The organism is Aeromonas sp. s1(2024) (assembly GCF_040908005.1).
GTDB classification, from domain to species: Bacteria; Pseudomonadota; Gammaproteobacteria; order Enterobacterales; family Aeromonadaceae; genus Aeromonas; species Aeromonas caviae.
The window spans coordinates 18,795-34,088 of sequence record NZ_JBFOCW010000027.1 but is presented as its reverse complement, the minus strand read 5'-3'; the positions used below and the strand labels follow the sequence as shown (position 1 = coordinate 34,088).

The window sequence follows — 15,294 nt, the reverse complement described above, 5'->3', positions numbered from 1 at the left end:
ATGACCATCACCGACAACCGGGGCTTCACCGCCGACACCATCGAGATCACCCTCGATGACAGCGACGGCCAGCTCGATATGCCACGCCGGGGCGCTACCCTGCGCGCCCTCATTGGCTGGCAAGGCCAGGCCTTAGTCGACAAGGGCACCTACAAAATCGACGAGGTGGAGCACGGCGGGGCCCCGGATGTGCTCACCATACGGGGCAAGTCAGCCGACCTGCGCGGCGGCATGAACAAGCTGCGTGAGCAAAGTTGGCACCAGACAACCGTCAGCGGCATCGTCAGCCAGGTCGCCGCCCGCTACCAACTCACTCCCTGCGTGGGTGACTCACTCAAGGGCCAGCTGATCGACCACATCGACCAGGCCAACGAGAGCGATCTCGCCTTCCTCACCCGCCTGGCTGGTCAGTGCGATGGCATTGCCACCGTCAAGAATGGCCGCCTGCTGTTTATCAAAGCAGGCCAGGGAACCACCGTCAGCGGTCAGCCTCTGCCGGCCATCACCATCACCCGTCGGGATGGCGATCAACACCGCTTCTCGGTTGCCGACCGGGATGCCTACACCGGCGTGACCGCCTACTGGCAAGACAACAAGGAGGCGGAAAAGAAGCGAGTCGAGGTGAAGCGCAAAAAGAAGAGCAAGCCATCGCCGGAACGGCCCTTGCCCCCGGGGGTCATGGTCAACAAGCAAGAGAACGAACTGCTGGTCGGTAGCAGCGAGAACGTCAAAGAGCTACGGCATGTCTATGCCAGCCAGGCAAATGCCATGCGGGCCGCCCGGGCTGAGTGGGAGAAGCTGCAACGCGGCGTGGCCGACTTCCAAATCACCCTGGCGATGGGACGCCCTGAACTCTACCCGGAGCAACCCACCACCGTCAGAGGGTTCAAGCCCCAGATTGACGAGGCCGACTGGCTGCTCACCCAGGTGGTGCACGACCTCACCAACCAGGGCTATACCAACCGCATCCAACTCGAAGTGAAGCTTGAAGAACTACCGGAGTAACAAGGTCATTCATCCTGCACCATAGAGAAAAGGAACGCAAAACAGCCCCATTTGAAGCCCTTTCGGTTCAGTCAAGTTAACCAATCTACCTCTCATTTTTGAACTGTGGTTGTTCAAAGTTACATCGGGCTGCCTTGATTATTTCTAGGGGTAAGGGATATACTCAAGATAACAAATAAAGTTATATACAGGTTATCAACAGACGCTGTGAGTAACCACTTTCGCCAAGCCCCGCTTAAAAGTGGGGTTTTGTGCCTCTAAAAACGCATATCAAACTACATATAGTGCAATACTTATAAAGTGACCACTATATGTTGTGCACAAGAACGGTGCAAAGACACCGATAGAGCCCCTGTATGTACCTACAGCAGGGAGCACTAACCACTAGGTCTGAAAGCTGTGGAATGTGCAGAGGAGGGTTGGATCATGTCAGATTTCATCAAATACTATTTATTACGCTTAGATAGGGCTCCGGTTGACAACCTTGCTAAGGTCATCGCAGCCAACAACACTAAAGTCATCGTATCTAAAGATGGCGTAGTATCCATGAACATGGAAAACCCGGACGTTCAGCAAGATTTGGTTGATCTGATCAAAGGATTCAAGGACATCTCTACTGAACCGCCTAGGTCAAGGAGTCATGCGAATTAAATGGCCCCGATTTACATTGCTATCGCCTTAATTTGTGGGTACATCTTCGCAAGCAGGTCTCCAAAAACTCGATATAGATATAAGCGTTCCAATGGATGGGACGCTTATTTTTATGTGGCATCTTGGGGTGGAGTATTCCTAGTCGCAGGATGGTTTGTGACATCTGGGATGAGCTACTTTGGCCTACTAAGGTGGATTGCCAATACATTAGGGTTTGTTAAACAAGATATTGAGAAGCTAGTGCCTGTCGAAAAGGCCTTGATTAACTATGAGGTATTGAAGACCTTTGCTTGGATCGCGGTATCAACAGCGATTGCAGGTGCCTGTGGTATGCTCAGTCGCTACCGCTTTAATGACCCAATAACTAGGGCTAACTGGTTGAGCCAGAACGTCCGCCACAGCCCAGAAGAAAGTCTACTAGTTTACGCAGCCTCCACCCGCTTCCCACTCGTGGTCACGCTATCTAGCCGTAAGGTTTACATTGGTGTTTTAACCATGCCGGCCTTAGAGAACGGGTCTGTTGAATACATTGAACTCCTCCCAATCATGAGCGGGTTCAGGGATAAAGATGAGTTGACCCTGCATCTTACAACCAACTACCACGATCATTACTCTAAACGCGGCTTGCTTTCAGGCATCCCAATGGGCCCAAACACACTATCAATAAACTCATTCCGAGTAGTGATACCAGCCAAAGAAATCGAAAGTATGTCCCTCTTTGATAAAGATACATACAACGATTTCAAAGCCCAAGAAGAGCAGGCCAAAATAGACAAAAGCAATGCTTTGACTACCCAGGCAGATAACGTATTGATCTAAAAGGTGGTGGGATTGAGGTGTAAGAAGACAGGAAAACAATATCTTCCTGTCTTCTTCATTGAGGTGACTCGAGAAATCTGATGGAAAGCGCAACGGATCTACGCTCTGCCGCCACTCTCGATCATCAAATCCCCTGCCGCCACTTTGCCGCCACCGAGACCATCATCACCTCAGCGAACAACAATAAACTGTTGATTTACATCAAATAAAATAACCAATAAACCAGCGCACCAAAGAGCATAGAACTTTTTTGGCATGCTATCGATCTCAACGAGTTATAAAGCAATCACTTATGAGGCGAGAACCCGGCAATAGAGACGGGTTCAGGTCAATTCTGGCACCCCGTTTCCCGAATTTTGCTTGCACTTTTACGGCCTCGGGGCTGACGCCTCGGCGGCAAAAACGGATGCAATACGAACAGGGATGGGGTGTAGCTGGCGGCCATCTCGGGTGGACTCCCGAGCTCGGGCCGGCTGTTGGGCCGGTATGATAGCACTCTTTATGGATAAATTGAGCGGCAAACGTATGCGAAAAACAGGAAATGTCCGCCATCTCCCGCTCTGTCGCCCTTTTGGGAGGGCTCCGGCGACACCGACAGGTTGGCCGTTTGAGACAAATGCCATGACATTCGGGCAAAAAAATAGCAGGGGGAGGAGAGGATCCTCACGCACCTGCTGCTGTTACCTGTGACGCCTGCGAGCCTTAACGGCGGGTGGCGTAGGGATTCGGGTAGTTGAAGCCCTGGGTATAGAGAGATTGGGCAAACCAATAGGTTGAATTGCTGCCTGACATCATAAACTCCTGATTGCTTAACAAGTTACGTACCTTAATGCGGGTTCACATCCTTGAACTGACACTCGGTTCCATGGAGGCGCACTTGCTTTGCTTCGGTTCCCTGGAGGCATTGATTGTCATCCTGACAAGTGGGCTGGCCACGGCGGCTAATTTACCACCCGGCGCCCAAAAGACAATATTTTTGTGACTGACATCACAAAATTGATGTTGTGCTGACACAAATAAGGCAGGTAGTGAAGTTCGCCATACATGCTCCCTTTCCCAGCACAAGCAGAGCGTCATTTGCGCTGATCGCTCACATTTTTGCGTGATTGACTGTATTATCGTTATCCTCTTCCCCGGCCCGCAGAGTGGGGCCCGACATTTTCCATGCTGGTAAGGAGTCCCGACGTGGCACAGCTCAGTTCTCTGTCTCCCAAGTTGATTTGGCAATTCTTCGAGCAGATCTGCTCCATCCCCCACCCCTCCAAGCACGAAGCCCAACTGAGCGCCTGGATCGTCGCATGGGCCCAGGGAGAAGGCCTGGCGGTCAAGCAAGATGCCGTCGGCAACATCATCATCAAGAAACCGGCCACGCCGGGGATGGAAAACCGCAAGGCCGTGGTGCTGCAAGCCCACATCGACATGGTGCCCCAGGCCAACGCCGACACCCAGCACGACTTCACCACCGATCCCATCGATGCCTACATCGATGGCGAATGGGTCACCGCCCGTGGTACCACCCTGGGTGCCGACAACGGCATGGGCATGGCGGGCTGCCTGGCCGTGCTGGCCGACAAGACCATCAAGCACGGCCCGCTGGAAGTGCTGCTGACCACCGACGAGGAGACCGGCATGACCGGCGCCTTCGGTCTGGAAGCGGGCTGGCTGGAGGGCGAGATCCTGCTCAATACCGACTCCGAAGAGGATGGCGAGGTCTACATGGGCTGCGCCGGCGGGGTGGATGCCAATATCCGCTTCCCCCTGGAGCTGGTCGCTGCCACCGAGGGTGAAGGTTTCGAGCTGCAGGTCAAGGGCCTGCGCGGCGGCCACTCCGGGGTCGACATCCATCGTGGCCGCGGCAACGCCAACAAGCTGCTGGTCCGTCTGCTCAAGGCTGCCGAACCGCTGGGGGTGCGCCTTGGCGATCTCAGCGGCGGCACCCTGCGCAACGCCATCCCCCGCGAGGCCCGTGCCAGCCTGCTGGTGCCCGCCGCCAGCGTGGCTGACTTCAAGGCCCTGGTGGACCGCTACGCCGGCATCTATCAGAGCGAGCTGGCCGCCACCGAGGCCAACCTCACTGTGCTGCTCACCGCCCGGGAGAAACCGGCCCAGCTCATGAGCGAGTCCCTGCAAAGCCGCCTGCTGGATGCCCTGATGGCCTGCCCGAACGGGGTGATGCGCATGAGCGACGCCATCCCGGGTGTGACCGAGACCTCCACCAACCTGGGTGTCATCAAGACACTCGAGGGGGAAGTCTATGTGCAGTGCCTGATCCGCTCCCTCATCGATTCCGGTCGCGAGAACATCGAGCAGATGACCCGCTCCCTGTTCACCCTGGCCGGCGCCAGCTGCGAGTTCACCGGCGCCTACCCGGGTTGGGCCCCGAACGTTGACTCACCGGTCATGGCGCTGGTGCGAAGCAGCTACCAGACCCTGTTTGGCGAGATGCCGAACGTCATGGTGATCCATGCAGGCCTCGAGTGCGGTCTGTTCAAGAGCGCCTACCCGGACTGGGACATGGTCTCCTTCGGCCCGACCATCCGTGGCGCCCACGCACCGGGGGAGAAGGTACACATCCCGGCGGTCGAGCGTTTCTGGCAACTGCTGGTTCACGTGCTGGAACATATCCCGGCCAAGTAAGCCAGCTCACGACCATACCGATGCCCCGCCCCGTGCGGGGCATCTTTTTTGTGCTCCCTCCTCGGCCACCTCTCTCATATCCCCGATTCCACGCGCGGCCCTGGCTTGAAATCGTATCCATGAACAGGTCTGCATTTGAAAACCTTTTCCATGATTTATGTAAATTTACAACACAAAAAGTTGATCCAGCTCACATATCCCCCTAGGATCAGAACGTGACCAAGGTCACACAACCCATGAACCACAGAGAAACGAGGTCATCATATGTTCGAGAATCTGGCAGTGCTGTTCCACCTGAAGGGTGCAACCAGCAAGAAAGGTGCTGAAGAGAAAGACACTTATGCGCCTGCAACCCGCAATTACTACTTCCGTTATGGCGCCTGATATCGCCTGTCCGGAAGTTGAAATTGGAAACGTAATAAAACTACAAAACAACTCAGCAATCCACACAGCAGCCACCCCCATCGGGGCGCTGTCCTGCCCGGGCCAGATATTCCACGGCCAAACCTGAACTCCAACCATGAAGATGGGGCCCGCAGGCCCCATTTTTTTATCCCGTATCCGCCTTTATTGCGCCTCCTCGGTGCCACCTTGCAGCGATGCCGGTCGCGACGCGGCGGGCGCCGGCATCATATCGCCTTTCCCAACGGCACCGCCTCCTGCACGGGCAAGGGGAAATGGCAGGCCACCTGATGCCCCTGCCCGCCGCACGCCTCAAGGGCGGGCGAGCGGGTGCGGCACAGATCCGTTGCATGGGGGCAGCGCTGGTGAAAATGGCAGCCACTCGGCGGCGAGATGGGGGACGGCACATCCCCCGTCAGCAGGATGCGCTGGCTGCGCCGCCGCGGATCCGGCACCGGAATGGCGGAGATGAGCGCCTGGGTATAGGGATGGCGCGGTGCCAGGTAGAGTGCCTGGGCCTCGGCCAGCTCGACGATCCGGCCCAGATACATCACCGCAATCCTGTCCGAGATGTGCTTGACCACCGACAGGTCATGGGCGATGAAGATGATGGCGAGGTTCATCTCCCGCTGCAGATTGAGCAGCAGGTTCACGATCTGGGACTGCACCGACACGTCGAGCGCCGACACCGCCTCGTCACACACCAGCAGCTTGGGCTTGAGGGCGATGGCGCGAGCGATGCCGATGCGCTGGCGCTGGCCGCCAGAAAACTCATGGGGATAGCGATCCACCGCGCTGCCGGGCAAGCCGACTTTCTCCAGCAGCTCCTGCACCCATGTCCGGCGCTGTTCGGCGTTGCCCTTGCCGTGGATGATGAAGGGCTCCTCCAGGATCTGCCCCACCGTGTGGCGGCTGTTGAGGGATTCTGCGGGATCCTGGAACACGATCTGCATCTCCTGACGCAGGGATCGCATCTCCTTGGGCGAGAGGTGGGTGATGTCACGCCCCTCGAAGGTGATGGAGCCGGCGCTCGGCTCGAACAGCTTGAGCAACGAACGCCCCAGGGTGGACTTGCCGCATCCCGACTCTCCCACCAGGCCAAGGGTCTCCCCCTGCCTGAGATCAAAGCTGATGCCATCCACCGCGTAGACGGTGTATTGCTTGCGCAAGAAACCGCCACCCATCTTGAAATGCTGCTTTAAATTGCTTACCGACAACAAGCTGGTCATGACTTCCATCCCCGACGATTCATGGCAGCAGACGACCTGGTCGCCTTCCCGCCGCCTGGCTGCCCTGCGACACCCCGTCCCCACACCAGGCCGTTCATAGGCTCACCTCCTTCCAGTGGTGGCAGGCCACCCCGTGGCGTTCGCTCAACTGCTCGGTCATCGGTATGGTCTCCACGCAAAGGGGCGTGGCATGGGGGCAGCGGTTGGAGAAACGGCACCCCGCCGGCATCTCGTGCAGGGCGGGCACCTGACCCTTGATGGTCTTGAGCAGGCTCTTTGGCACATCTTCCAGACGCGGGATCGAGGCCATCAGACCATGAGTATAGGGATGGCGCGGGTGGTCAAACAGTTCATAGATATCGGCCCGCTCCACCGCACGCCCGGCATACATCACCACCACCTCGTCGCACAGCTCCGCCACCACCCCGAGATCGTGGGTGATGAAGATGATGGCCATGCCGGTCTGGGCTTGCAGCTCCTTCATCAGATCCAGGATCTGGGCCTGGATGGTCACATCGAGCGCCGTGGTCGGCTCGTCGCAGATGAGCAGGGCAGGTTCGCAGGCCAGCGCCATGGCGATCATCACCCGCTGGCGCATGCCGCCGGAAAGATTGTGGGGATAAGCCGCGAAACGCTGGGCAGGCTCGGGGATCCCCACCTTCTGCAACATGGCGATGGCGGCGTCACGGCGCTGGGCCTTGCTGTAATCGGGGCGGTGGAGGCGAAACACCTCCATCAACTGATCGCCGACCGTCTGCACCGGGTTGAGGGCCGTCATGGGCTCCTGAAAGATCATGGAGATACGGTTGCCGCGCACCTTGTACATCTGCTCCGGCGGCAGATTGAGCAGCTCCTCCCCCTGAAAGCGGATGGAGCCCCCTACCACCTGACCGTGAGGCCTTGGCAGCAACCCCATGATGGCCAGCGAGGTGACGCTCTTGCCGCAGCCGGACTCGCCGACTATCCCCAGGGTCTTGCCCGGGGCGACCTGGAAGCTGACCCCGTCGAGCACCTTGATCTTGCCGTCGTCGACGGCGAACTCCACCTCGAGATCCCGCACCTCGAGGATGGGGGACAGAGACTGCCCCTCATGATCTTTGGTGCCGGGGGCGGTGGCCTGTGTGTTGGGCATGACTGCTGCTCCCTTCTGGGCCACATCAATGATGTGCATAGGTCTTGTCGATCAGGGTGATGGGGGCCAGCGCCTTGCCGTCAGCCTTGGCCTTCTGGGTCTCCTCCTTCACCTTGGGATCGATCCAGAGCAGGCCGCCACTGCTGTGGGGGTAGCCATCCATGGGCCAGTAGAGCAGATCCGGGGTGTTGCGGGTGGCGGGCACCTCCGGCAGCATCACATAGCGCCAGCTGCTGGCTCGCACGTAGTTGAGCTGAACGCCGGGCACGAAGATGGCGAGATCATAGATCCGCTGCTGGATCTGGTGGGAAAGCGCGGCCCGCTTGTCCATGTCGAACTCGACGTTGTAGGCGTCGATCAGGCTGTCGAGCTCTTTGTCAGCCACGTTGAACAGGTTGTTGGTCTGGGGCTTGTTGGCGTTGTCGGAGTGGAAGGACTCCCAGTATTGCGGATAGAGACCGCCACCCCCCCAGCCAAGCCAGGCCGCCTCGTGTTTCTTCTCCAGCATCACCTTGAAGCCGGTGGCGCCATCCACCAGATTGAGCTCCAGATCCAGGCCCGCCTTCTTGGCCTCTTCCTTGAGCACGGTCAGCCGCTTGGAGTGCTCCTGGCTGGTGTAGGTGAGGGCCAGGGTGAGCCGCTCTCCCTTGTCGTTTTGCAGGATGCCGTCCGGTCCCTGCTTGCCGTAACCACCCTTGGCGAAGTACTCCCGTGCCTTGGCGATGTCGTAGGCCCGCTCTGGCAGCGCGATGTCGGTGAAGGCCCCGAAGCCAGAGCCGAAGGTGGTAGCGCGGTCATAGTCGCCGTGCAGCACCGTCTCTATCATCTTGTCGATGTTGAAGGCGTGCTGGATGCCGAGCCGCACGTTGAGATCCGCCAGCTTGGGATTGGCCACGTTGAGGTGAACCCCCTGCCCCCCCTGCTTGGTGTCGGTCATGGCCATCACCTTCTGCACGTATCCCTGCTTGTACTCCGGGGTGACCGCTTTCTCATGCCACCAGTTGGGCAGGATCATCTCGAAGGTGTCCAGCTCCCCCTTGAGGAAGTGGCGGAACGCGATGTTGTGGTCGCGGATCACCTGCACCTTGATGGTGTCGAGGTTGAACCTGTGCTGGTTGTAGCGATCGTCTTTTGCCCACCACTCCTTCTGCTTGCTGAAGGTGACGGACTTGCCCTTCTTCACGTCGCTCATCACGTAGGGGCCCGTGGTGGGTACCACGGCCCAGTTGTACTGCTTTACCCAGTTCGGGCCCATCTTGTAGTAGTGCTTGGGCTGGGGCCACAGCTCGGTGGTGTTGAGGAGATCGAGCTTGGCCTTGCGGCTGCCCGCCTTGACCAGGATGGTGTGGTCGTCAATCTTCTCCACCGCCACCACCTCGGTGGTGTAGTAGTTGTTGAACCAGGGGCCCTTGATGTCCTTGGAGCGCATCATCTCGTAGCCGAAGGTGTAGTCATCGGCGGTGACCGGCTTGCCGTCGGACCACTTGGCGCGCGGGTCGAGCCTGAAATAGACGGTCTGGCTGTCCGGCGCGATGGCCCAGGCATTCGCCAGGGCCGGAATGGGGTTGCCCGTGTTGGGATGGAAGCTGATGAGCCTCATCTGGTTGTCGAGGATGAAGGAGCGGAACGAGCCGTTGGAATCCGGCCCCACGGTGCGAAACGTCAGCGGGAAGCTGTCGACGAAGAGATTGAGGTTGCCGCCGGGCAGCGCCTTGGGAGAGGCGAACACAGGGTCGGTGTCGTTGGTCTCCCACGTCAGATCCGCGGGCAGGCTGGCCGCCCACACCCAGGATCCGTTCAACAGCAGAAAGAGAGCACCTGTCCATTTGATTTTATTGTTCATGTTTGACTTCCTGGTCATGCCCCTGCACTGGGGGCGTCTTCATTAAGGGTCCTGTCGATGTGCCCTGGCAAGGCGCCACCGCTCACTGATAACGGGTAAATTTGCGCGGATCGAACGCCTCCCGGATGGCCTCCCCGATGAAGGAGACCATGATGAGCACCAGGCTCACCGCCGCCACCACCGAACTCACGATCCAGATGGCGTCGAGGTTGTTGATCCCCTGGGAGAGCAGCTCCCCCCAGCTCGGGGTCGGCGGCGCCAGGCCAAAGCCCAGGTAGTCCAGCGCCGTCAGGGTGGAGATGTTGCCCACCACGGCAAACGGGGCCAGGGTGACGATCATCATCAGGGTATTGGGCAGAATATGGTTGAAGATGATGCGCCGGGTACTCGCCCCCTGGGCCCGCGCCGCCATCACGTAGTCCCGTGCCCGCTCCTTGTAGGTGAGGGTGCGCATGTACCAGGTGATCCCCATCCAGCCGAACAGCACGTTGATGCCGACGAACAGGCCGAAGTTCGGCTTGGCCAGGGAGACCAGGATCATGATGACGTAGAGGAAGGGCACCTGGGACCAGATCTCGATGAAACGCTGCATCAGGAGATCGAATCGACCGCCGAGGAACCCCATCATGCAGCCGATGCTGACCCCGATGACATAGCTCGCCACCAGCGCGATGAAGGCAAAGCCGATGGCGATGCGAAAGCCGTAGACCAGCCGTGCCAATACGTCGCGACCGCTGGTGTCGGTGCCGAGGAAGTGGCGCTCCACCAGGCTCGGGGCATAGGGCGGATAGGCCTCCTCCTTGAAGTCCTGCTCATAGGGGTTCCAGGGGACCAGGGGCAGCAACACCCAATCCCCCTTCCCTTCCTTCGCAAATTGGCTCTTGAGCTGGCGGTAGTTGGTCTCGTACTCGTAGTCGAGCCCGAAGTGCTGGCCCGGGATCACGTCCCCATAGGTGGGGAAATAGAGCTCCCCCTGATAGCTCACCGCCAGGGCCCGGCTGTTGACCAGCAATTCCGCCAGCAGAGAGATGACCACCAGGACCGAAAAGATGACAAAGGAGTAGTAGCCGCGCTTTATCGACTTGAAGCGCTTGAGTTTTTTCAGAGTTACCGGATTCAGGTTCATGCTCACTCTCCAAACCGCACGCGAGGATCGACCAGGGCAACGCAGATGTCGGAGACAATGTTGCCCACCAGCATCAGCATGGAGGTGATGGCCAGAATGCCCATGACGGTGGGGTAATCCCGCTCGACGATGGCCTCGTAACCGAGCAGGCCGATGCCGTCGATGTTGAAGATGGTCTCGATGAGGAAGGAGCCCCCGAAGAAGACGGTGAGCACCGACCCTAAGTGACTCGCGATGGGGATCAGGCTGTTGCGCATGGCGTGATCGGTCACCGCCTTGCGAAACGGCAACCCCTTGGCCACGGCGGTGCGCACATAATCCGCCGACAGGTTCTCCATCAGGCTGTTCTTCATGGTCATGGTGAGGATGGCGAAATCCCCGATGGCGTAGGCGATGAGCGGCAGCAGCGCGTGGGCGAAGACGGTGCGGATCTGATCCCAGCTGCTCTCCATCCCGTCAAACTCGTCCCCCGGGAAGCCCCCCATGGGCAACCACTCCAGATGGAACGCAAAGACGGTGATGAGGAAGATCCCCACCACGTAGGCGGGCAGCGCATAGGCCATGTAGATGAGCATGGAGCTCAGGGAATCGAAGCGGCTGTTGTGCCTGAGCGCCTTGGCCACCCCGAGCGGGATGGAGACGGCATAACTCAGCAGAAAGGTGGCGAGCCCGAAGAAGGCGGTCACCGGCAACCTCTCCTTGATGAGATCCCACACCGGCTCGTAATAACGGGTCGACTCCCCGAGATCCAGCACCGCCAGCTTCTGCAACCAGTCCCAGTAGGCGACCAGCATGGGCTTGTCGAGACCGTAGAACGCCTTGAGCTCTTCAATCTGTTCGTCGGAGAGTGCCTGCGCCCCCTTGCTGCCACTGGAGCGGCCTGACTCGTTTTGCGAGACCTGCGCCTGCAGCAGCATGCGCTCGACCGGGCCGCCCGGCACGAAGCGGGTGATGGTGAAGACGAGCAGGGTGATACCGAGAAACGTCGGGATGATCAAAAGCATCCGACGTAGGAAATACGACAGCATGGTGGAACCTCGTCCTTGTTGTTCTTTTATGGCCAGTCACATCCGGTGACGGGCCTATCCTTACCTGGCATTACTCACTGAATTGACTGGCATTGACAGACAATCCGGCTCGGTCACTGTAAAAGCTCTGCAACAAAAATCAAGTAGAACCCGGTCTGCGACCGGGAATGTCCCCCCGCAGCATATCCCGCGGATGATTTTTTCCAAAAAACCCAACTTCAATATAAAAAACTGCTACGCCTACCCGTCCAACTCGATTTTAATTATTAAAAAATTAATTACACAGGTGTTTTAATCCATATCAAGCAGAACAAAATCAACAAGTTAACGGTAAGTCGGACTGCTTTCTTATTTACCTATAGAAGAGGGATAGCCGCCCCCACCCTCCGTTCCCCGGAAAACGCTCTCGCCACAAAAGCAGATGAAAATACTACAAAAAACCGCTTTCTCGATATCGACACTGGAGTGACAAGCGACTTATCGATAAGTTCAAAAATAATCAATAAAATTGTAAAAATCGAACCTAACAACATCTTTACATAAGTTGACGCGGCATTTACGGAATAAAACGCCAAAAATATTCCATCAAGTGCATATTCCCATCTAATTCCCTCTACTGCCCCCATCCCCGCCGCTCCATTTGACGTCCATCACCAAACCTTGATAAGCCTTACGCACCGCTCCAACGAGGGCGGTAATGGAAGCAAACAATAAACAATCAGGAAGGATACTAGCGATGCTTAGGAAAAGCAGACTCTCTGCTGCCGTAGCGTTTGCCTTGGCGAGCGCGGCAGTAGTGGCCACCCCTGTCCTGGCCGAAGAGGGCCAGAACGTCGAAAAACTGCAAAAAATCAAGGTCACCGGCTCGCGGATCTCCCGAGTCGATGTGGAAGGCGCCACCCCGGTCGTCTCCGTGACCAAGGCGAAGATCGAGCAATCCGGTCAGCAGACCGTCGCCGATTACCTCAAGCAGGCCTCCTATAACTCCTTTGGCGGCGTCTCCCCGGCCTCCGGCAGCTCCTTCCAGTCCCAAGCCACCGTCGGCCTGCGCGGCCTGGGTTCAGAGCGTACTCTGGTCCTGCTGAACGGCAAGCGGGTGGCGGGCTCCCCCACCATGGGCGGCACCTCCATCAACCTCAACACCATCCCCATGGCCGCCGTTGAGCGGGTCGAGGTCAACCTGGACGGCGGCTCCGCCATCTACGGTTCCGACGCCATTGGTGGCGTGATCAACGTGGTGCTCAAAGAGGGCTACGAAGGGCTGGACTTCCAGGGCCGCATTGGCTCCCCGAGCGAAGAGGGCGGCGACGAGAAGAGCGGCTCCATCGTGGCAGGGGTGGCCGGCGAGAAGGGCTCCCTGATGGCGGTCTACGAGCACGACAAGAAGGACGTCATCTACGCCCGTGATCGTGACTATCTTGCCAAACAGGGCAACGACTCCCCCAACCTCTTCGGCCGCAACGTGGAAGGGATCACGGGTCTTGACGCCAACGGCGACCCCATCTGGAAATACGGCCCCCTGGCCGGCGCCACCAATGCCGACGGCTCATGCAAGGAGCCCTTCGTCGGGTTCGAGGGCGGCTGTAACTTCAACTACGGCCAGGTCAAGGCCACCACGGCCTCCCGCAGCCGTGACACCCTGTACGTGAACGGTCGCTATCACATCAACGACAACGTCGACTTCGTGCCGCAGCTCATCGGCTCCCGGGTCGAGAGTTTCGGCCGCTTCGCCCCTGCCGCCGGCGCCTTCACCATCGATCCGGCCAACCCGAAGAACGCCCAGTTCTTCGCCGACAACGGCCTGGATGCCGCCGCCACCCAGGGGCTGGGTGAAGCTGCCTATGCCTACTACCGCTTCAACAACGTCGGCCCCCGCGACAACTTGGTCACCGACATGACCGGCAGCATGAACCTGGGCTTCGAGGGTACCATCACCACTGAAAGCGTCGGCGACATGCAGTGGAACGCCGGCTACATGTACTCCAAGACCGACAACAAGGAGAACGGCACCGGTTACGTACTGAAGTCCGCCGCCCAGCAGGCGGTCGCCGACGGCAAGTTCGTCGGTGGCGAGTTCGACGCCTCCACCACGGCCTCCATGGCCGCCGACACCAGCCGCCGCTCCACCATGGACTTCTACCAGTGGTACGCCGGTGTCCAGTGGGACATGGGTGAACTGCCGGCCGGTCCGGTCAGCTGGTATGCCGGTGCCGAGTACAACGACTGGGTCTATGCCGACAAATACGACGCCCAGTCCGAAGCCGGCAACATCATCGGCTCCGCAGGCAACTCCTCCGGTGGCGTGCGTGACGTGACTGCCGCCTACATCGAGTCCCTGGTGCCCATCACCGAGCAGATCGAGCTGAACGTGGCCGGTCGCTTCGACAAGTACAGCGACTTCGGCAGCGCCTTCTCCCCCAAGGCGAGCCTGCGTTACCAGCCGCTGGACAACCTGATGCTGCGCACCTCCTGGTCCCGTTCGTTCCGCGCCCCCAGCCTGAGCGACCTCTACTCGGCTGACTCCTACTCCGCCGACTCGGCCAAGGACTATGTCTACTGCGAGGCCAACGGCATCTCCGCTGCCGACTGCCCGAACCGCCAGTACGACACCACCCGTACCTCCAACGAGGAGCTGAAGGAAGAGACCGCGGACACCTGGAACTTCGGGGTGGCCTACAGCCCGGTGGATGACCTGAACCTCTCCCTGGACTACTACACCATCAAGATCGAGGACGTGATCCAGCTGAACTCCCTGCAGTCCGTCATCTATGACGAGCTGAACAGCGGCGGCTCCAGCTACATCACCCGCAACAGCCAGGGCAAGATCAGCGGCGCCATCGCGCCCATGGTCAACCTGGGGACCCTCAAGACCTCGGGTCTTGATCTGAAGGTGGACTACAAGTACGACCTGAACTACGCCACCATCCGCTACGACCTGGGCGGTACCTACATCCTCGAGTACAAGGAAGGTCTGTACGCCGGTGGTCCCGTCATCGACAAGATCGGCCAGAACGGCCTGCCGCAGCTGCGCTTCAGCTCCGGTGTGGGCGTCAATGTTCCCCAATGGTGGAACATGGACACCTACCTGAGCGCGAACTACATCGACTCCCAGAGCCAGGACTACATCGCCGATACCGGTGAGGAAGTGGGCCACATCGCGTCCCAGACCACCTGGAACCTGAACGTCGGCGTGGATGCTCCCTGGGATGGCAAGATCCAGGTCGGGGTGAAGAACATGTTCAACTCGGGCCCGTCCCTCGAGAGCGATGGCTTCACCTATAACGAAGATCTCTACAGCATCGACGGTCGCATCTACTACCTCGACTACAGCCAGAAGTTCTAATTCACCTGCAGATGACAAGCCGGCCCGGTCGGGCCGGCTTTGCCCCATGCCCCAAGGAAGTTACGGAGATAGGGTAATT

The 15,294-nt window shown here is 58.7% G+C and carries 10 protein-coding genes; 5 read left to right on the top strand and 5 right to left on the bottom strand.

Going from position 1 to position 15,294, the window contains the following annotated elements:
- From AB5Y70_RS07125 to AB5Y70_RS07110, 4 genes are all read left to right on the top strand, one after another.
- Positions 1–1,005, top strand: a 1,005-nt coding sequence (locus tag AB5Y70_RS07125) for a phage late control D family protein (protein ID WP_368175978.1), incomplete at its 5' end; no start/stop codon positions are given.
- A 426-nt stretch (positions 1,006–1,431) separates the two neighbouring features.
- Complete coding sequence (locus AB5Y70_RS07120; RefSeq protein ID WP_104452356.1) at positions 1,432–1,656, top strand: hypothetical protein; 225 nt, start codon at positions 1,432–1,434, stop codon at positions 1,654–1,656.
- On the top strand, positions 1,657–2,475 hold the full coding sequence (locus AB5Y70_RS07115; protein WP_139737712.1) for a hypothetical protein: 819 nt from the start codon (positions 1,657–1,659) through the stop codon (positions 2,473–2,475). It begins immediately after the preceding gene.
- 1,185 nt (positions 2,476–3,660) lie between these two features.
- Positions 3,661–5,112 (top strand): aminoacyl-histidine dipeptidase, encoded by a 1,452-nt coding sequence (locus AB5Y70_RS07110; RefSeq protein ID WP_045525722.1) that lies wholly within the window; start codon positions 3,661–3,663, stop codon positions 5,110–5,112.
- Between the two features lie 629 nt (positions 5,113–5,741).
- Here the strand turns inward: AB5Y70_RS07110 and AB5Y70_RS07105 are convergent.
- From AB5Y70_RS07105 to AB5Y70_RS07085, 5 genes are all read right to left on the bottom strand, one after another.
- Complete coding sequence (locus tag AB5Y70_RS07105; protein ID WP_041212969.1) at positions 5,742–6,743, bottom strand: ABC transporter ATP-binding protein; 1,002 nt, start codon at positions 6,741–6,743, stop codon at positions 5,742–5,744.
- A gap of 94 nt (positions 6,744–6,837) precedes the next feature.
- Positions 6,838–7,875: an ABC transporter ATP-binding protein gene (locus AB5Y70_RS07100; protein ID WP_262512439.1), complete on the bottom strand. Its 1,038-nt coding sequence runs from the start codon at positions 7,873–7,875 to the stop codon at positions 6,838–6,840.
- Between the two features lie 25 nt (positions 7,876–7,900).
- Positions 7,901–9,718: an extracellular solute-binding protein gene (locus AB5Y70_RS07095; protein WP_043154299.1), complete on the bottom strand. Its 1,818-nt coding sequence runs from the start codon at positions 9,716–9,718 to the stop codon at positions 7,901–7,903.
- An 82-nt stretch (positions 9,719–9,800) separates the two neighbouring features.
- Positions 9,801–10,844 carry an ABC transporter permease gene (locus AB5Y70_RS07090; protein WP_042865049.1) on the bottom strand — a complete coding sequence of 348 codons (1,044 nt, stop codon included), beginning with the start codon at positions 10,842–10,844 and terminating at the stop codon, positions 9,801–9,803.
- Between the two features lie 2 nt (positions 10,845–10,846).
- Positions 10,847–11,872, bottom strand: a complete 1,026-nt coding sequence (locus AB5Y70_RS07085) for an ABC transporter permease subunit (protein ID WP_010675471.1) — start codon at positions 11,870–11,872, stop codon at positions 10,847–10,849.
- Positions 11,873–12,608: 736 nt separating this feature from the next.
- Here AB5Y70_RS07085 and AB5Y70_RS07080 point away from each other — a divergent pair.
- Positions 12,609–15,215, top strand: coding sequence for a TonB-dependent receptor plug domain-containing protein (locus AB5Y70_RS07080; RefSeq protein WP_368154060.1), 2,607 nt, complete (start codon positions 12,609–12,611; stop codon positions 15,213–15,215).
- The last annotated feature ends 79 nt before the right edge of the window (positions 15,216–15,294 follow it).

Excerpts from the sequence above, each read along its gene's own strand:
- AB5Y70_RS07105 (WP_041212969.1), bottom strand. The coding sequence starts at position 6,743 with ATGACCAGCTTGTTGTCGGTAAGCAATTTAAAGCAGCATTTCAAGATG.
- AB5Y70_RS07085 (WP_010675471.1), bottom strand. The coding sequence starts at position 11,872 with ATGCTGTCGTATTTCCTACGTCGGATGCTTTTGATCATCCCGACGTTT.
- AB5Y70_RS07115 (WP_139737712.1), top strand. The coding sequence starts at position 1,657 with ATGGCCCCGATTTACATTGCTATCGCCTTAATTTGTGGGTACATCTTC.
- AB5Y70_RS07120 (WP_104452356.1), top strand. The coding sequence starts at position 1,432 with ATGTCAGATTTCATCAAATACTATTTATTACGCTTAGATAGGGCTCCG.
- AB5Y70_RS07100 (WP_262512439.1), bottom strand. The coding sequence starts at position 7,875 with ATGCCCAACACACAGGCCACCGCCCCCGGCACCAAAGATCATGAGGGG.
- AB5Y70_RS07080 (WP_368154060.1), top strand. The coding sequence starts at position 12,609 with ATGCTTAGGAAAAGCAGACTCTCTGCTGCCGTAGCGTTTGCCTTGGCG.
- AB5Y70_RS07095 (WP_043154299.1), bottom strand. The coding sequence starts at position 9,718 with ATGAACAATAAAATCAAATGGACAGGTGCTCTCTTTCTGCTGTTGAAC.
- AB5Y70_RS07090 (WP_042865049.1), bottom strand. The coding sequence starts at position 10,844 with ATGAACCTGAATCCGGTAACTCTGAAAAAACTCAAGCGCTTCAAGTCG.